Here is a 14,977-nt window from a genome sequence, read left to right as displayed (position 1 = left end):
GTCTTCGCGCTCGGGCCCTTTGAGCAGATGGAAGAAGATGAACCCGGGCCTTTCGTGCAGCCGCGACTGACGCGACCGCCACACCTCTTCGAAATCCTGTTCCTTCCCTCTGACGATCCTGAAGCGGTTCATTGCAATGAACATGATTCGGCTCCTGTCTTTGTCCCGGCCGTTCGACCGCTGCTCTGAGATTACCGCGCCCGGCGCGCGCGAGAAATGATGGCGCGGAATCATTCGGCCTGCGCGACGCGCGCCTTCAGGAATTCGATCGCTTTCGCGCGCGACTCGCGCGCTTCGGGGAGAAAACTCATCAGCTGCCAGGCGTGAGGAACGCAAGGCCAGGATTCGAGCCGCGCGTCGACGCCCGCCTGCCGCGCGCGTGCGACGAGTCGCGTCGAATCGTCTCTCAGCGCTTCGTCAGCGCCGACATGCACGAGCATCGGCGGCAGGCCGGAAAGATCGGCGTAAATTGGCGACGCAAGCGGATCTCTGGCGCTGTGACGCCCGAGCGCGGCGCGGGCGCCGAGCAGAATGTCCTTGCGCGTGAACAAGGGATCGCGGTCCTCGTTTTCGCGCGCCGAGGCGCCCGTTACGGCGAGATCGACCCATGGCGAGGACAGCGCCGCGGCGACCGGCGGCCGCAAGCCTTCGTCGCGTATGCGCAGCATCAGCGAAACCGCAAGTCCGCCGCCGGCCGAATCGCCGACGATGACGAAAGGTCCCGGCCGCGCCTCGACGAAGCGCCGATAGGCGCGCAGCACGTCGTCCAGCGCGGCGGGAAAGACATGTTCGGGCGCGAGCCGATAGGCCGGCGTGAACACGTCGAAGCCCTCGCGGGCGAAGCATCTAGCGGCGTAGCGAAAGAGCCGCGGCGAACCGATGAGAAAGGCGCCGCCGTGAAGATAGACCAGCGTCGCAACGGCGGGTCCTGCGGCGCTCGGGATCCAGTCGCCGGCGATCTCCGGCGCGAAAGGCGCGCGGCGTTCTGGAGAGATCGCTTCGATGAGCGCCTGAAGGCGACGCAACGGCGCCGTCAACGAGAGGATGCGCGGCTTGACGAAGCGGCGAAGGAGTCTGACGGTCCGCCGCGTCGCCGCGCTCACGCCGGCGGCGCTCATTTGCCCGCGGCTGGCTTCGCCGGCTCGGACGCGCCGAGTTCGTCGAGCGAAGGATCGTTCAGCCCGGCCGCGCGCGACTTGTCGCGCCACTCCCGCGCTTCGGCGATATTCGCTTCGACTCCCAGACCTTGGGCGAGAATATGGGCGAGACGGTTTTGCGCGACGGCGTTGCCCTTCAGCGCCGCTTTGCGAAACCATTGCGCTGCGGCGCTGCGGTCGCGCGAAACGCCGACGCCATTGAACTGATAGACGGCGAACTCAACCATCGCCGGAGCGTAATCCAGTTCGGCGGCGCGCCGGAACCACTCCGCGGCTTCGCGGTCGTCCTTCGCAACGCCTCGGCCGGTCTTATAGAGAACGCCGAGCGCATAAAGCGAATCCGCGTCGCCCTTCGCCGCGGCGCGGCGGAAATAGTCGGCCGCCCTTCCGAAATCGGACGGCGCCCCCTCGTTTTCGAGCGCAAGCTCGCCCAGGAGATGCAGGGCGGCGGGCTGATCCTGCGCCGCGGCCTTCTCGAGATAGACGCGCGCGACGGCCCGGTTCTTCGGCGCGCCGGCGCCGTTGAGCGCCGCAGCGCCATACAGATAGGCCGCTTCCTTGTCGCCGGCGTCGGCGCCGCGTTTGAACCACTCCATCGCCGCAGACAGATCGCGCGCCACGCCGGAGCCTTCGAGATAAAGCTGGCCGACGAGCGTGAGCGCCGCAGCGTCCTTCGGATTGCTCGCAATGCGTTTCTTGGCTTCCTTCATCGCGACGGAATAGTCGCCGCGCTGATAGGCGCCGAAGGCGAGATCGGGAGCGGGCGCATTTTCCGTTGCGCTCCATGCGACTGCAGGCGTGAAGAAGAGAGCCACACACGCCGTCATGGCGAGCGAAGCGAAGCCATCTCGCAAAGTTGGCGCGGCTTCTGGATTGCTTCGGCGCGTTGCGCCTCGCAATGACGCGATCCGTGCGACGGGACGAAAGCGCTTTTGCGCGCGGGTCACTTGCGTTCTCCCTTGAGTCTCGCCAGCGCCTCGGCCACGGCCGCAGCCGGTCCGCGCGCGTCGCGCCAGACCGCGTCGTCGAGCAGAACGAAGTCGGCGCCGGCGTCCGCAAGGCGCGCGACATCGTCGAGCGTCGCGGCGCGGGCGACGCAGGGCGTGTTGAACAGCTCCGCCCACCAGACGATGCGCTCGATCAGCGCATCGCGGTCATGATCCGAGAACATCACATAATCCGCGCCCGCTTCGCCGGCGCGCATGGCGTCGTCGCGCGTTTCGAGATCGCCGGCGCCGACGATATAGCGCGGCGACAATTTCTTGACGGCGTCGGTCAGCGCTTCGCCGCAATCTGAAATATGCGCGCCGTCCGCGCCGGCGCGCAACGCGACATTTGGCGACGCGGCGACAAGCACGGCGACGTCCTTGTCTTGGGCCGCCGGCGCGAGAGCGCGCACGATCGCCTCATTCGCGCGTTCGTCAGCGTTCGCGAAACGAATGAGCAGGCTCGCGACGTCGCCCGCCGACAGCGCCGCGTCGAGCGCCGGCGCAAAACCCGCCGCCTCGGCGAGCGGCGGAGTCGCCAAAGAGAGTCGCGCGGTCAATTCGTTCATTCGCTCTTGAGCCTGTCGAGCCAGCTCTGCGCCGCGGCGCGCACATTGTCCGGCGCCGTGCCGCCGTAGCTTTTGCGGCTCTGCGCCGACTTTTCGACGCCGAGCACGTCGAACACTTCGGCGGTGATGCGCGGCTCGACGCCTTGCAGCTCCTCGAGCGTCAAATCCTCGAGACGCGCGCCGCGCGCTTCGGCGCAGGCGACGATGCGGCCGGTGACGTGATGCGCCTCGCGGAACGGCAGCGACAGCGCGCGCACCAGCCAGTCGGCGAGATCGGTTGCGGTGGCGTAGCCCGCGCCCGCCGCCGCCTTCATCCGCGCGCGGTCGACGCGCATGTCGCGAACCATGCCGGCGATGGCGGCGATGCAGAGCGACAGCGTGTCGAGCGCGTCGAAGGCGCCTTCCTTATCCTCTTGCATGTCCTTCGAATAGGCGAGCGGCAGGCCCTTCATGACGATGAGCAGCGCGACCAGCGCGCCGATGACGCGGCCCGACTTGCCGCGCGCCAGTTCGGCCGCGTCGGGATTGCGCTTCTGCGGCATGATCGACGAGCCGGTGGTGAATTTGTCCGAGAGCGCGATGAAGCCGAATTGCGGCGTCGTCCAAAGCACGATCTCTTCGGCGAAGCGCGACAGATGGGTGGCGCAGATCGCCGCCGCGCTGAGCGTCTCCAGAACGAAATCGCGGTCGGAGACGCTGTCGAGCGAATTGGCGGTCGGCCGGTCGAAGCCGAGCGCGCGCGCCGTCATGGCGCGGTCGATCGGAAAGCTCGTTCCGGCCAGCGCCGCCGCGCCGAGCGGACATTCGTTGAGGCGGGCGCGCGCGTCGCGCAGACGCCCCCGGTCGCGGGCGACCATTTCGACATAGGCGAGGAGATGATGGCCGAGCGTCACCGGCTGCGCCGATTGCAGATGGGTGAAGCCGGGCATGACGCTCGCCGCTTCGTCCAGCGCGCGGGCCGCCAGCGCCAGCTGCAGATCGGCGAGTTCGAGATCGAGCGCGTCGATCCGATCGCGGATGTAAAGGCGGAAATCGGTCGCGACCTGATCATTGCGCGAACGCGCCGTGTGCAAACGTCCCGCCGCCGGCCCGATCAGTTCGGCGAGGCGCGATTCGACATTCATGTGAATGTCTTCGAGCGTGCGCGAAAATTCGAAGCTCTCGCTCTCGATCTCCGCTTTGACCCGCTCCAATCCTTCGGCGATCGCCGCGGCGTCGTCACGCGACACGATTCCGGTTTCGCCAAGCATGGCGACATGGGCGAGCGAGCCGCGCACGTCCTGCAGGCCGAGGCGCTTGTCGAAGTCGATCGAGACGTTGATCGCCTCCAGAACCGCGTCGGTTGCGCTTTGGAAGCGTCCGCCCCATATCTTGCTCGTCATTTTCAGCCCCGGAGCCTGCGCCTCATGCCGAAACCGCCGCCGCCCAAGCGATCATTCCTGTTCGTCGCGAAGGCGGCCTTGATAACCATGGCGGCGGGCGTGGCGTTTCTATACGTGATCGGCAGCATGGGCGGCAAGAAACCGCCGGGAGCCGCTGTTGACGAAGGGACGCCGACGGGAACGGCCGATCAGAGCGCCGCGCCGGCGGACGACGTCAACCCCGCCTGCGCGGCATCGGCCAGGATCGCCGCCGATGTGAAGGATCTCGCCAAAGGCGAAGTCGCGGCGATGACCATCGCCGCGAAGCCGGGGCCAGTCGCCGATTATTCCGTCGACGGGCCCGACGGCGCGCCGGTTTCGCTCGGCTCCTTCAAAGGCAAGACGGCGCTCCTCAATCTCTGGGCGACCTGGTGCGTGCCCTGCCGCGCCGAAATGCCGGCGCTCGACCGGCTGCAAGAGGCGTTCGCCGGGCGGAACTTTCAAGTCGTCGCGGTGAACATCGACACGACCCGTCTCGAGCGGCCGAAGGCGTTTCTCGCCGAAACCGGCGTGAAATCGCTGACCTATTACAGCGATCCGAAGGCCAACATCTTCTTCGAGATGAAACAGGCGGGCAAAGCGCTGGGCCTGCCGACGACGCTGCTGATCGGCCCCGACGGCTGCCAGGTCGGGCTGATGAACGGCCCCGCCGCCTGGGACAGTCCCGACGCCAAAGCGCTGATCTCGCGCGCGCTGGAGTCGGCTTCGAATTAATCGTCAGGTCGGCATCCCCTCGGGGGGCTCGCGCTCTAGCTTCGTGCTGGAGGGCCGACACGGCTGTTTTTTGCAAGAAGGAGATCGGCGCATGCATGTATCGATAGAACAGGCGGATCAGGCGATCGCCGCGGCGCGCCGGAAGGCGATCGAACTCAAGACGCAGATGTGCATCGCGGTCGTCGATTCGGGCGGCGTGCTGAAAGCCTTCGAGCGGATGGACGACGCCTGGGTCGGCAGCATCGACATCGCGATGAAGAAGGCCAAGACCGCGGTCTTCTTCGGCATGCCGACCGGCCAGATCGGCAAGCTTTCTCAGCCCGGCGGCCCGCTCTACGGCATCGAGCATTCGAACGACGGGCTCATCACCTTCCCCGGCGGACTTCCCATCGTCGACGCCGACGGCGTCATGATCGGCGCGATCGGCGTCAGCGGCTCATCCGTCGACAACGATCATGCGGTCGCGCAGGCGGGCGTCGAGACGCTCGGGGTTTGCGATCTCCCCGAGCATCCCTGGCGCACCTGAGGGCGCTTAACGGTGACGCCGCCTCTTATGCTTTTTCCGCGGCTCTTCCGGCGCCGCGCCGGCGGCGGGCTCTGAATTCTGCTCGGTCGGGGCGGCGGCGGGCGGAGAAGGCTCGGCGGGCGGAGCCGCCTCCTGCGGCGACGGCGGCGCAGCGTCGGATGGAGGCGGCGGCGTCTCCGTCGCTTCGGGCTCAGGCGGCGGCGCGGCGCTCTCATCCGCGGCGGGCGCGCCGGTTTCTTCGACGGGCTGCGCGTCGGGCGACGGCGGCGGCGACGAACGCGATGCGGCGAGCCACCAGGACGCGGCGGCGAGCGTCAAAATCGCGAGCGCCACGATAAAGGCGATTGCGCCGCCGCTGGCCCCATCGCCGCGGCGCGGCGGCGGCGGATCGATCGGCGCGCGCGAATTGGATCCTCCCTCGCTCTTTGACGCGCGCGTCAGCCCCGGCGGGGAGGAATTCGGCTGCTCGCCGCGATACTGGCTCCATACCCACGCCGCAGGCGGCGTGTTGCCGCCGCGCTGATTTTGAGAATCCGACATTAGTCCGCCCTCCAAAGACGCATCGTCCGCGCCGGCCGCCCGCACCTATGTTGACTCCGGTCAGCGACGCCCACAAGTGCGGCTGCAAACACGTCGCGAAGCGCGACGCGACATGAGCATGCAAACCGCGCTATCTAGATTGGGCCTCACTTAGACGAAGCGAGATTGAGCATGACAATTAAAGCTGGAGATCGACTCCCCGACGTGACGCTGACCGTCATGGGCAAGAATGGCCCGGAGACGGTTAACACAAAGGACTATTTCGCCGGACGCAGGATCGCGCTCTTCAGCGTTCCCGGCGCTTATACGCCGACCTGCCACAAGAAACATCTGCCGGGTTTCATCGCCAAAGCTGATGAAATCAAATCGAAAGGCGTGAATGCGGTGGCGGTCACGGCGGTGAACGACATTTTCGCGCTCGACGCCTGGCTCAAGGACTCCGGCGCCAACGGCAAGATCGATGCGCTTGCCGACGGCTCCGCAGCCTTCGCCAAAGCACTCGGACTCGAACTTGATCTCACCGAGCCAGGCCTGGGCGTGCGCGGCAAGCGCTATTCGGCGCTCGTCGACGACGGCGTCGTCAAATGGATCAATGTCGAGGAAAACTCGGGCGAAGCGACAGTGTCCACGGCCGAAGCGACGCTCGCCAAATTATAGCGCCCGCCGCTGAAGGCGGGCGGACCGCCGATCAGCGCATGAGCGCCGCGACGCCCGGCAGCGTCTTTCCTTCGAGCCATTCGAGGAATGCGCCGCCGGCCGTCGACACATAGGAAAATTCCTGCGCGACATGCGCCTGATTGAGCGCCGCCACGGTGTCGCCGCCGCCGGCGATCGAGAGCAGCTTGCCTTCCACCGTGAGTCGCGCGGCGGCCTGCGCGACGGCGTTCGTGCCTTCGTCGAAGGGCGGCAGTTCGAACGCGCCGAATGGCCCGTTCCACACGAGCGTCTTGCACTGGGCGAGAAGCGATTCGATGTGCGCGATGGTTTTCGGACCGACGTCGAGGATCATGTCGTTTTCGCCGACATGGTCGACCGAGACGATGTGCGAGGGCGCATGCGCTTCGAATTTCTGCGCGACCGTGGCGTCGATCGGCAGAACGATCGTGCAGCCCACCTTGTCAGCTTTGGCGAGAATGTCGCGCGCGGCGCCGGCGAGATCATGTTCGCACAGCGACTTGCCGACGGCCTTGCCTTGCGCCGCAAGGAAGGTGTTCGCCATGCCGCCGCCGATGACGAGGTCATCGACCTTCTCGACGAGATTGCCCAGCAGTTCGAGCTTCGTCGAGACTTTCGCGCCGCCGACGATCGCCATGACCGGCCGTTGCGGACTGGCGAGCGCCGATTGCAGCGCCTCAAGCTCCGCCTGCATGGCGCGGCCGGCGTAGGCCGGCAGCCGATGCGCGACGCCTTCGGTCGAGGCGTGGGCGCGATGCGCCGCCGAGAAGGCGTCGCTGACGAAGAGATCGCCGTTCTTGGCGAGCGCCTCGACGAAGTCGGCTTCGTTCTTTTCCTCGCCCTTATGGAAACGGGTGTTTTCGAGCAGCGCGACCTCGCCGTCCTTGAGCGCGTCGACGACGCGCGCGGCGGCTTCACCCACGCAATCGTCGGCGAAGGCGATCTTGCGTTTGAGGACATGTTCGAGCGCGGGGATCACCTGACGCAGCGAATCCCCGTCGACGCGCTGGCCCTTGGGCCGGCCGAAATGTGACAGCAGAACGATTTTGCCGCCCTTGTCCGCGATCTCGTTGATCGTCGGCAGCGCGCGCTCGATGCGCGTCGCGTCCGTGACGCGCCCATCCTCCATCGGCACGTTGAGATCGACGCGCAGCAGCACGCGTTTGCCTGTGACGTCGGCGTCGTCGAGAGTCCGGAAGGCGGCCATCTGAAGCGTCCAGCAGCGGCTTGAAAAGAAAGACGCGGACCGCAAGGCCCGCGTCGACAGGATGACGCGAGCTTTAGAGAAGCTTGCCGATCACGGTCGCCACATCGGTCATGCGGCCGGAGAATCCCCACTCATTGTCGTACCAGGACAGAATCGACACGAGATTGCCGTCCATGACTTTGGTCTGGTCGAGATGGAAGCAGGACGACAGCGGATTGTGGTTGAAGTCGATCGAAACCAGCTTCTCGCTCGTATAGCCGAGCACGCCTTTGAGCGGTCCGTCCGCGGCGGCTTTGATCGCCGCATGCACCTCGTCCTTCGTCGTCGGGCGCTTGGCCACGAACTTCAGATCGACCGCCGAGACATTCGGCGTCGGCACGCGAATGGCGTAACCGTCGAGCTTGCCGTTGAGCTCCGGCAGCACGAGTCCCACGGCTTTCGCCGCGCCCGTGGACGTCGGAATCATCGACAGCGCCGCCGCGCGTGCGCGATACAGATCCTTGTGATAGGTGTCCAGCGTCGGCTGATCGCCCGTATAGGCGTGGATCGTCGTCATGATCCCCTTCTCGATGCCGATCGCCTCATGCAACACCTTGGCGACCGGCGCCAGGCAGTTCGTCGTGCAGGACGCGTTGGAGATGATGAGATCGTCCTTAGTGATCTTGTCGTGATTGACGCCATAGACCACCGTAATGTCGGCGCCTTCCGCGGGGGCCGACACGAGCACGCGCTTCGCGCCGGCGTCGAGAAGCAGTTTTGCCTTGTCGCGCGCCGTGAAGAGCCCGGTGCATTCGAGCGCGATGTCGATCTTGAGATCCTTGTAGGGGAGTTCGGCCGGATTCTTGATGGCGGTCACCTTGATCGGGCCGCGGCCGACGTCGATCGTGTCGCCGGCGACCTTCACGTCATGCGGAAAGCGGCCGTGCACCGAATCATAGCGCAGCAGATGCGCATTGGTCTCGACGGGGCCGAGATCGTTGATGGCGACGACGTCCAGGTCCGTGCGTCCCGTCTCGATGATGTAGCGCAGGATATTGCGGCCAATGCGCCCGAAACCGTTGATCGCCACTCGCACCGTCATTTGGAAAATCTCCTTGCGCCGCATGAACTCTACGCGGCTTTCGCCCTTCACGCCCTGCGGCTTTGAAGGCTCGGGTGTGATAGCACCTCGCGCCCCCCTGTCAACGCGCCGCGGGCGCGCCGTTCTGCGCGGTTTCGATTTGCGCGATTCATGCTAGGTACAGGCCGACACGCGAATCGCTCCGGCGGGTTCGCCGCGCCCAAAGGGCTTTCAACTCCAGCGATCGGCGATGAACCATTCAGATAAGCGCGACCTAGAAAACGCCAAGAGGCTGGAGGCCGCCGTCGCCGAATTGCAGACCGCGCTCGCGCAGCTGGAGCGCACGGTCGCCGCAAAGCTCGAAGACGAGGTCTCCAGCGCCGAACTCGAAGAAGAACTCGCCATCATGCAGGACGACCGATCGCGGCTGGCTCTGGACCTCGACGCCGCGCTGGCGCGACAGAACGCCCTGGAAAGAAGTCGCGACGAAGTGCTGCGTCGGCTCGAAACCGCGAGCGAAGGCGTCGCCGCAGCGCTCGGCGACGCAGCCCCGGCTCAAGAGGACTGATATGGCCGCCGTCGTCGTCTCCATAGCGGGCCGCACCTATCGCATGTCGTGCGAGGACGGCGAGGAGCAGCGCATCGAAGAGCTCGCGGCCTATGTCGAGAGCAAGATCGTATCGATGCGCGAAAGCTTCGGCGAGATCGGGGAGCAGCGCATCATCGTGATGGCGTCGCTCGCCATCGCCGATGAAGCGAAAGACGCCCGCGCCAAAGCCTCGACCGCCGATTCCGAGATCGCGGCCCTGCGCGCCGAACTCGACTCGGCGCGCAGGGCGAACGACGCGCTGTCGGCGCGCGCGGCCGATGCGCTCGAAAAGGCCGCGCGACGAATCGTGAAGCTCAACGGCGAACTGTCTCGGCCCGCCGCCGCGCCGGAAGATATTCTCTAGTCCGCCGGCGGAAGATTACTTCGTCTCGGCCCAATTCAGGATGCTCGGATCGATCTTGGCCTTCTCGAGATTGTCCGCCTCTTCCGACAATTGGTAGTTGCGGTTTTGCGCCGCCTGGGCTTCTGCGCCGTCTTTCAGGATCGCGATCTTCATCTGCTCCGTCGCTAGATGATTGAGTTCGTTGATCCATTGATTGAGATTGAGCATCAACTTGCGTTTGCGCTCTTTCTGGATGTCATGCGACGAATCATTGTTGTCCGATAACGCCAATTCTTCTTCCGTCTCGGCGATCATCGCGTCGAGCTTCTTGACGTTCTCCTCGGCGGCGGCGACCTCGTCCGGCGCGCCGGATTTCGCCTTTTCAAGCGCCGCTTCCGCCTCGGCGCGCGCCTTCTTGAGATTGTCGAGGCCGTTCTGCAGCCATTTCGACTGGATTTTCAGGATCGAATCCCGCGGAACGCCGCTGAAGTTCAGCGAATTCGGAATTGGGAAATATTGACCAAGCTGGGCGGCTTCGGCCGGCGCGGCCCAGCTCGAGCAGGCGAGCGCAGCGACGAAGGCGGAGCCGATGATTGACGTGCGGACGCTTGCCGCACGGCGATTGAAGGTCATGATTTCTCTCCCCGGAAACTGCGCCTTTTTGCGCGCTTTTCTTTTCGCAACCTGAGCCATCGGTTGATTTCTGGCAAGTCCCGGCGCCTCGCCGCGTCAGGAGAGCGTCAAGCGCGGCGCTTGACGGCCGCCGCTCTTCGCGCGAGCCTAGATGCGCCGGGGGAGCCCCGTCCGACGACGCGCGTTGACGGCGCGGCGCAAAGGGGCTGAGAGGCCGCAGAAGACGCCGCGAGGCGCGGGCGCGGCGACCCTTCGAACCTGATCCAGTTGAAGCTGGCGGAGGGATGGTGTCCGTAAACATCTCAGAAAGGCGCCGTTCGTGCTCGTGCGCGTGATCGGCGCGGGCGTCGCCGGCCTTTGCGCGGCCGACGCCCTCGCGCGCAAAGGCGTCGACGTCGAACTTGTGGAGCGCGCGGCGGCGCCGGGCCTCGGCTGCTCGCGATTCGCCGGCGGCATGATCGCGCCGTGGTGCGAATTGGAGAGCGCCGAACCCCTGATCGCGGAGCTCGGCGAAGAAGCGCTCGACTTCTGGTCGCGCGAATTCGGCGTCGCCGTCGTCGCCGGCAGTCTTGTCGTGGCGCCTGCCCGCGAGCGCGCCGAACTCTCCGACTTCGCCAGGCGCACCCGCCGTTTCGAAGCGCTGGACGCCTCGGGAATCGCCGCGCTTGAGCCGGATCTGGCCGGGCGCTTCGACGCCGCGCTGTTTTTCCCAGGAGAAGCGCATCTCGACCCGCGCGCCGCGTTGGTCGCGCTGACCGAGCGTCTCGCCCAGAGACCGAATGTGACGCTGCATTTTCAGCAGGACGCCGCCAAACTGGCGACACATCCCGATTGGACCGTCGATTGCCGCGGTTTCGCGGCGCGCGACGCGCTCCCGGGCTTGCGCGGCGTCAAGGGCGAGATGCTGATCCTGCGCAGCGAGGAGATTTCCCTGGCGCGTCCGGTGCGCATGCTGCATCCGCGCCGGCCGGTCTACGTCGTCCCGCGCGGCGACGGACTGTTCATGGTAGGGGCGACGATGATCGAGAACGAGGAGCGCGCGCGGGTCACCGCGCGCTCGGTCGTCGAACTCGTCAATTCGGCGTTCGCTGTCCATCCGGCCTTCGCCGAAGCCGAAATTGTCGAGACCGGCTCGGACGTTCGCCCCGCTTTCGCCGACAATCTGCCCCGTCTTTCGAAGCGGGGGCGCACCCTCTATATCAATGGGCTCTACCGCCACGGGTTCCTGCTTGCGCCGGCGCTGGCGCGCCGCGCGGCTGAGGTCGTCGTCAACGACGGGTATTTCCCGGAGGTAATGGATGTTGATTCAGATCAACGGGCGATCGCAAGAAGTGCGCGCGACCACGTTGCAAACGCTGCTGCTCGAACTGGGGTATGACGAAAAGACCGTCGGCACCGCCTTGAACCAGGAGTTCGTGCGCGCCAAAGACCGCGCCGACACGCGGCTGCGCGACGGCGACGCCGTCGAGATCGTGACGCCGCGGCAGGGCGGGTGAGCGAGTTTGGCGCGAGTTGGCGCGAGTTGGCGCGAGTTGGCGAATGAATGATCCGGTGACGCTCTACGACGTTGCGCTCTCCTCGCGGCTGCTGCTCGGCACGGCGCGATATCCTTCGCCTGCGATTCTCTCCGAGGCCATTCGCGCGTCGGGGTGCGAGATCGTCACCGTCTCGCTGCGGCGCGAAGCCGGCCGCGCAAGGGCGGGCGAGACCTTCTGGAGCCTGATCCGCGACATCGGCGTGCGCGTGCTGCCGAACACCGCGGGCTGCCGCACGGCCAAGGAAGCGATCGCGACCGCGCAGATGGCGCGCGAAGTCTTCGCGACCGACTGGATCAAGCTGGAAGTGATTGGCGAGGAAGACACGCTGCAGCCCGACGTCTTCGGGCTCGTCGAAGCGGCGCGCGCGCTCGCGGACGACGGCTTCAAGGTCTTCCCCTATACCACCGACGATCTCGTCGTGGCGGAGAAGCTGCTCGACGCCGGCTGCCGCGTGCTGATGCCCTGGGCCGCGCCGATCGGCTCCGGGCGCGGGGTCAACGACGCATTCGCCCTGAGGGCGCTGCGCGCGCATTTTCCCGACACGCCGCTCGTCGTCGACGCTGGTCTCGGCGCGCCGTCCCACGCCGCGCTGGCGATGGAGATGGGCTATGACGCCGTGTTGCTCAACACCGCCGTTTCGCGCGCCGGCGACCCGGTGCTGATGGCGCGCGCCTTCGCGCTCGCGATCGAAGCGGGCCGCGCCGGCTTCCGCGCCGAACCGATGACCCCGCGCGATATGGCCGAACCTTCGACGCCGGTGATCGGCCGCCCCTTCGACAGACTGGCCTGAGGCGATGACGGCGCTGAAGCTCGACCCCTTCTATCTCATCGTCGACAACGCCGATTGGCTTTCCCGCCTGCTGCCGCAGGGGGTCAAGCTCGTGCAGCTCAGGGTGAAGGATCGCGACGAATCCGACATGCGCGCGCAGATCGCGACGGCCCGGGATATCTGCGCCAGACATGGCGCGCAGCTCGTCGTCAATGATTACTGGCGACTCGCGATCGAGGAGGGCTGCGACTTCGTCCATCTCGGCCAGGGCGATCTCGATTCCGCCGACATTCCGGCGCTGCGCCGCGCTGGCGTCAGGATCGGCGTTTCGACTCACGACCAGGCCGAACTCGATCGGGCGCTTTCTCTTGAGGCGGATTATGTCGCGCTGGGGCCGATCTATCCGACGCTGCTGAAACAGATGGCCTTTGCGCCGCAGGGGCTCGCCCGGATCGGCGCCTGGAAGGCGCAGATCGGCGAAACGCCGCTCGTCGCGATCGGCGGACTGACGCCCGAACGCGCGATTGCGGCGCTGGCGGCGGGCGCGGACAGCGCCTGCGTCGTCACCGACATTCTGCGCAGCGCCGCGCCGGAGGCGCGCGCGCGGGAATGGCTGTCCACGACTCAGCCCTGGCGCGACGGCTCGGGCTTCTTCAAGCCGGACTTCACCGGCGCGCGCGTGTGCCCCTCGCCCAACCACGGCGCGCGGCTGCGCCCGATCTCGTCGCTTGTGCTCCACTATACGGGGATGCCGACGGCGGAATCGGCCGCCGCCCTGCTCTGCCATCCGGACTCGGAGGTTTCGGCCCATTATGTCGTGAATGAGGACGGAAGCGTGCTGCAGCTCGTGCCGGAATCCCGGCGCGCCTGGCACGCGGGAAAAAGTTTCTGGGCTGGCGAAACGGACATGAATTCCGCCTCGATCGGCGTCGAAATCGTTCATCCCGGCCACAATGATCCCCGGCCGTATCCGGCGGCCCAGATCGAGGCGACGGCGGCGCTCGCCCGGGACATCTGCCGGCGACACGCGATACCGCCGGAACGGGTGCTGGCGCATTCCGACATCGCGCCCGGCCGCAAGCGCGATCCTGGCGAGTTCTTCCCCTGGGAGGAGTTCGCCCGGCTTGGCGTCGGGCGTGTCGCCGAGGAAAACCCCGGCCTCGGCGCGACCACGATCGCGCTCGGCGACGAGGGCACCAAGGTCGCGTCCCTCCAGCGCGATCTCGCGGCTTATGGCTATGGAGTCGATCAGACCGGCGTCTATGACGCGCAGACCGTTCAGGCGGTCGAGGCGTTTCAGCGCCACTTCCGGCGCGCCAGGGTCGACGGCCGCGCCGACGGCGAAACGCGCGTGGCGCTCGCCCATCTCGTCGCAACGATCGGAGAACGCGTATGAGGGCGGTCGTCGTCACCGGGGCCGCGACCGGGATCGGCGCGGCCTGCGTCGACCTGCTGGTCGAGAAGGGTTTTCTTGTTTTCCCGTCGGTCCGCAAGGAGTCCGACGCCGCCGCGCTGGTCGCGCGCCATGGCGCCGCCGTCGTTCCGCTCCGCTTCGACGTGACCGATGGCGGGGCCATCATGGCCGCCGCGCGGGACGTCGAGGCCCGCCTCGAGGGCGAGAGGCTTGCCGGACTCGTCAACAACGCCGGCGTCGCCGTTCCCGGCCCGCTGCTGCATCTGCGGATTGACGCCTTTCGACACCAGATCGAGGTCAATCTCATTGGGCAGCTTCAGGTCATTCAGGCCTTTGCGCCGCTGCTCGGCGCCGGCGAAAAGCGGCGGGGCGCGCCGGGCCGCATCGTCAACATGAGTTCGGTCGCCGGACGCTTCGCCGCGCCGTTCCTCGGCGCCTACAACGCCTCGAAATTCGGGTTAGAGGGCATGTCGGACGCGCTGCGCCGCGAGCTGATGGTCTATGGCGTCGACGTCGTGCTGATCGAGCCGGGGATGATCGCGACGCCGATCTGGGACAAGGCCGAAGACGTCGATCTCGGCATGTTCGAGGGCACGGCCTATGCCGCCCCGGGTCAAAGAATGCTGAAATGGCTTGTCGAGCAAGGCCGGCGCGCGCCCGGACCGGAGGTCGTCGCAAGGGCCGTGTTGCGGGCGCTGACCGCGCCGCGGCCGCCCGCCCGCATTCTCGTCGTCCACAATCGACTGAGCTACAGGGTGCGGGGCCTGTTGCCGGCCCGGCTCATCGACAGAATGACGGCGCGCCGGCTCCGACTGCTGCCAGAAGACTAAAGGGCT

19 protein-coding genes and 1 riboswitch are annotated in these 14,977 nt (G+C 66.6%); of the genes, 10 read left to right on the top strand and 9 right to left on the bottom strand.

Going from position 1 to position 14,977, the window contains the following annotated elements; all coding sequences use genetic code 11:
• The 5 genes from AB7F41_RS04370 to argH all read right to left on the bottom strand — a co-directional run.
• The coding region (locus tag AB7F41_RS04370) for an antibiotic biosynthesis monooxygenase family protein (protein WP_428406445.1) at positions 1–144 on the bottom strand (144 nt) is incomplete at its 3' end.
• Positions 145–230: 86 nt separating this feature from the next.
• A complete protein-coding gene (locus AB7F41_RS04365; protein ID WP_428381504.1) occupies positions 231–1,118 on the bottom strand; it encodes an alpha/beta hydrolase in 888 nt (295 codons plus the stop codon).
• Positions 1,115–1,984, bottom strand: a complete 870-nt coding sequence (locus AB7F41_RS04360; protein WP_428381502.1) for a tetratricopeptide repeat protein — start codon at positions 1,982–1,984, stop codon at positions 1,115–1,117. The genes AB7F41_RS04365 and AB7F41_RS04360 overlap by 4 nt, the downstream gene beginning before the upstream one ends.
• Before the next feature lie 116 nt (positions 1,985–2,100).
• The gene (locus AB7F41_RS04355; protein ID WP_428381500.1) at positions 2,101–2,712 is read right to left on the bottom strand and encodes a thiamine phosphate synthase; all 612 of its coding nucleotides are present in this window, start codon (positions 2,710–2,712) and stop codon (positions 2,101–2,103) included.
• Positions 2,709–4,094, bottom strand: a complete 1,386-nt coding sequence (gene argH / locus AB7F41_RS04350; protein WP_428381498.1) for an argininosuccinate lyase — start codon at positions 4,092–4,094, stop codon at positions 2,709–2,711. The genes AB7F41_RS04355 and argH overlap by 4 nt, the downstream gene beginning before the upstream one ends.
• A 24-nt stretch (positions 4,095–4,118) precedes the next feature.
• Between argH and tlpA the strand changes: the two genes are divergently transcribed.
• Together tlpA and AB7F41_RS04340 are read left to right on the top strand one after the other, a co-directional pair.
• A complete protein-coding gene (gene tlpA, locus AB7F41_RS04345; RefSeq protein WP_428381496.1) occupies positions 4,119–4,847 on the top strand; it encodes a thiol:disulfide interchange protein TlpA in 729 nt (242 codons plus the stop codon).
• Positions 4,848–4,938: 91 nt separating this feature from the next.
• On the top strand, positions 4,939–5,373 hold the full coding sequence (locus AB7F41_RS04340; protein WP_428381494.1) for a GlcG/HbpS family heme-binding protein: 435 nt from the start codon (positions 4,939–4,941) through the stop codon (positions 5,371–5,373).
• 6 nt (positions 5,374–5,379) lie between these two features.
• On the opposite strand, the gene AB7F41_RS04335 is transcribed toward AB7F41_RS04340, so the two are convergent.
• Positions 5,380–5,913: a hypothetical protein gene (locus tag AB7F41_RS04335; RefSeq protein WP_428381492.1), complete on the bottom strand. Its 534-nt coding sequence runs from the start codon at positions 5,911–5,913 to the stop codon at positions 5,380–5,382.
• A 171-nt stretch (positions 5,914–6,084) separates the two neighbouring features.
• Here AB7F41_RS04335 and AB7F41_RS04330 point away from each other — a divergent pair, with 171 nt between their 5' ends.
• Positions 6,085–6,570, top strand: a complete 486-nt coding sequence (locus tag AB7F41_RS04330) for a peroxiredoxin (protein ID WP_428381490.1) — start codon at positions 6,085–6,087, stop codon at positions 6,568–6,570.
• A 31-nt stretch (positions 6,571–6,601) separates the two neighbouring features.
• Here the strand turns inward: AB7F41_RS04330 and AB7F41_RS04325 are convergent, their stop codons facing one another.
• Positions 6,602–7,795: a phosphoglycerate kinase gene (locus tag AB7F41_RS04325; protein WP_428381488.1), complete on the bottom strand. Its 1,194-nt coding sequence runs from the start codon at positions 7,793–7,795 to the stop codon at positions 6,602–6,604.
• Between the two features lie 73 nt (positions 7,796–7,868).
• The gene (gene gap, locus AB7F41_RS04320) at positions 7,869–8,876 is read right to left on the bottom strand and encodes a type I glyceraldehyde-3-phosphate dehydrogenase (protein ID WP_428381486.1); all 1,008 of its coding nucleotides are present in this window, start codon (positions 8,874–8,876) and stop codon (positions 7,869–7,871) included.
• Between the two features lie 229 nt (positions 8,877–9,105).
• On the opposite strand from gap, the gene AB7F41_RS04315 reads away from it, so the two are divergent.
• Positions 9,106–9,423 (top strand): DUF4164 family protein, encoded by a 318-nt coding sequence (locus tag AB7F41_RS04315; protein WP_428381484.1) that lies wholly within the window; start codon positions 9,106–9,108, stop codon positions 9,421–9,423.
• 1 nt (position 9,424) lies between these two features.
• On the top strand, positions 9,425–9,808 hold the full coding sequence (locus AB7F41_RS04310; RefSeq protein WP_428381482.1) for a cell division protein ZapA: 384 nt from the start codon (positions 9,425–9,427) through the stop codon (positions 9,806–9,808).
• 15 nt (positions 9,809–9,823) lie between these two features.
• Here the strand turns inward: AB7F41_RS04310 and AB7F41_RS04305 are convergent, their stop codons facing one another.
• Positions 9,824–10,420 (bottom strand): hypothetical protein, encoded by a 597-nt coding sequence (locus AB7F41_RS04305; protein WP_428381480.1) that lies wholly within the window; start codon positions 10,418–10,420, stop codon positions 9,824–9,826.
• A gap of 148 nt (positions 10,421–10,568) precedes the next feature.
• Positions 10,569–10,723: riboswitch (TPP riboswitch) on the top strand.
• A 16-nt stretch (positions 10,724–10,739) separates the two neighbouring features.
• Here AB7F41_RS04305 and AB7F41_RS04300 point away from each other — a divergent pair.
• From AB7F41_RS04300 to AB7F41_RS04280, 5 genes are read left to right on the top strand one after another with little or no spacing between them, the layout of a single operon-like run.
• Positions 10,740–11,798, top strand: a complete 1,059-nt coding sequence (locus AB7F41_RS04300; protein ID WP_428381478.1) for an FAD-dependent oxidoreductase — start codon at positions 10,740–10,742, stop codon at positions 11,796–11,798.
• Complete coding sequence (thiS, locus tag AB7F41_RS04295) at positions 11,767–11,916, top strand: sulfur carrier protein ThiS (protein ID WP_428381477.1); 150 nt, start codon at positions 11,767–11,769, stop codon at positions 11,914–11,916. The genes AB7F41_RS04300 and thiS overlap by 32 nt, the downstream gene beginning before the upstream one ends.
• A 43-nt stretch (positions 11,917–11,959) precedes the next feature.
• Positions 11,960–12,748: a thiazole synthase gene (locus AB7F41_RS04290; RefSeq protein WP_428381476.1), complete on the top strand. Its 789-nt coding sequence runs from the start codon at positions 11,960–11,962 to the stop codon at positions 12,746–12,748.
• A 4-nt stretch (positions 12,749–12,752) separates the two neighbouring features.
• On the top strand, positions 12,753–14,123 hold the full coding sequence (locus AB7F41_RS04285) for a thiamine phosphate synthase (protein ID WP_428381474.1): 1,371 nt from the start codon (positions 12,753–12,755) through the stop codon (positions 14,121–14,123).
• Positions 14,120–14,971 carry an SDR family NAD(P)-dependent oxidoreductase gene (locus tag AB7F41_RS04280; protein WP_428381472.1) on the top strand — a complete coding sequence of 284 codons (852 nt, stop codon included), beginning with the start codon at positions 14,120–14,122 and terminating at the stop codon, positions 14,969–14,971. Before AB7F41_RS04285 ends, AB7F41_RS04280 begins: the two co-directional genes overlap by 4 nt.
• The last annotated feature ends 6 nt before the right edge of the window (positions 14,972–14,977 follow it).

The sequence above is a fragment of the Methylocystis sp. genome (assembly GCF_050251305.1).
Lineage (GTDB): Bacteria > Pseudomonadota > Alphaproteobacteria > Rhizobiales > Beijerinckiaceae > Methylocystis.
Note: the sequence above shows the minus strand (reverse complement) of the source record. Positions and strands in the feature narration are given on the sequence as shown.

What these genes read in the sequence shown, in the direction of transcription:
- AB7F41_RS04365 (WP_428381504.1), bottom strand. Translation starts at nt 1,118, where the DNA reads ATGAGCGCCGCCGGCGTGAGCGCGGCGACGCGGCGGACCGTCAGACTC.
- gap (WP_428381486.1), bottom strand. Translation starts at nt 8,876, where the DNA reads ATGACGGTGCGAGTGGCGATCAACGGTTTCGGGCGCATTGGCCGCAAT.
- AB7F41_RS04340 (WP_428381494.1), top strand. Translation starts at nt 4,939, where the DNA reads ATGCATGTATCGATAGAACAGGCGGATCAGGCGATCGCCGCGGCGCGC.
- AB7F41_RS04355 (WP_428381500.1), bottom strand. Translation starts at nt 2,712, where the DNA reads ATGAACGAATTGACCGCGCGACTCTCTTTGGCGACTCCGCCGCTCGCC.
- AB7F41_RS04360 (WP_428381502.1), bottom strand. Translation starts at nt 1,984, where the DNA reads ATGACGGCGTGTGTGGCTCTCTTCTTCACGCCTGCAGTCGCATGGAGC.
- AB7F41_RS04325 (WP_428381488.1), bottom strand. Translation starts at nt 7,795, where the DNA reads ATGGCCGCCTTCCGGACTCTCGACGACGCCGACGTCACAGGCAAACGC.
- AB7F41_RS04315 (WP_428381484.1), top strand. Translation starts at nt 9,106, where the DNA reads ATGAACCATTCAGATAAGCGCGACCTAGAAAACGCCAAGAGGCTGGAG.
- tlpA (WP_428381496.1), top strand. Translation starts at nt 4,119, where the DNA reads ATGCCGAAACCGCCGCCGCCCAAGCGATCATTCCTGTTCGTCGCGAAG.
- AB7F41_RS04305 (WP_428381480.1), bottom strand. Translation starts at nt 10,420, where the DNA reads ATGACCTTCAATCGCCGTGCGGCAAGCGTCCGCACGTCAATCATCGGC.
- AB7F41_RS04285 (WP_428381474.1), top strand. Translation starts at nt 12,753, where the DNA reads ATGACGGCGCTGAAGCTCGACCCCTTCTATCTCATCGTCGACAACGCC.
- AB7F41_RS04280 (WP_428381472.1), top strand. Translation starts at nt 14,120, where the DNA reads ATGAGGGCGGTCGTCGTCACCGGGGCCGCGACCGGGATCGGCGCGGCC.
- AB7F41_RS04310 (WP_428381482.1), top strand. Translation starts at nt 9,425, where the DNA reads ATGGCCGCCGTCGTCGTCTCCATAGCGGGCCGCACCTATCGCATGTCG.
- AB7F41_RS04290 (WP_428381476.1), top strand. Translation starts at nt 11,960, where the DNA reads ATGAATGATCCGGTGACGCTCTACGACGTTGCGCTCTCCTCGCGGCTG.
- AB7F41_RS04335 (WP_428381492.1), bottom strand. Translation starts at nt 5,913, where the DNA reads ATGTCGGATTCTCAAAATCAGCGCGGCGGCAACACGCCGCCTGCGGCG.
- argH (WP_428381498.1), bottom strand. Translation starts at nt 4,094, where the DNA reads ATGACGAGCAAGATATGGGGCGGACGCTTCCAAAGCGCAACCGACGCG.
- AB7F41_RS04330 (WP_428381490.1), top strand. Translation starts at nt 6,085, where the DNA reads ATGACAATTAAAGCTGGAGATCGACTCCCCGACGTGACGCTGACCGTC.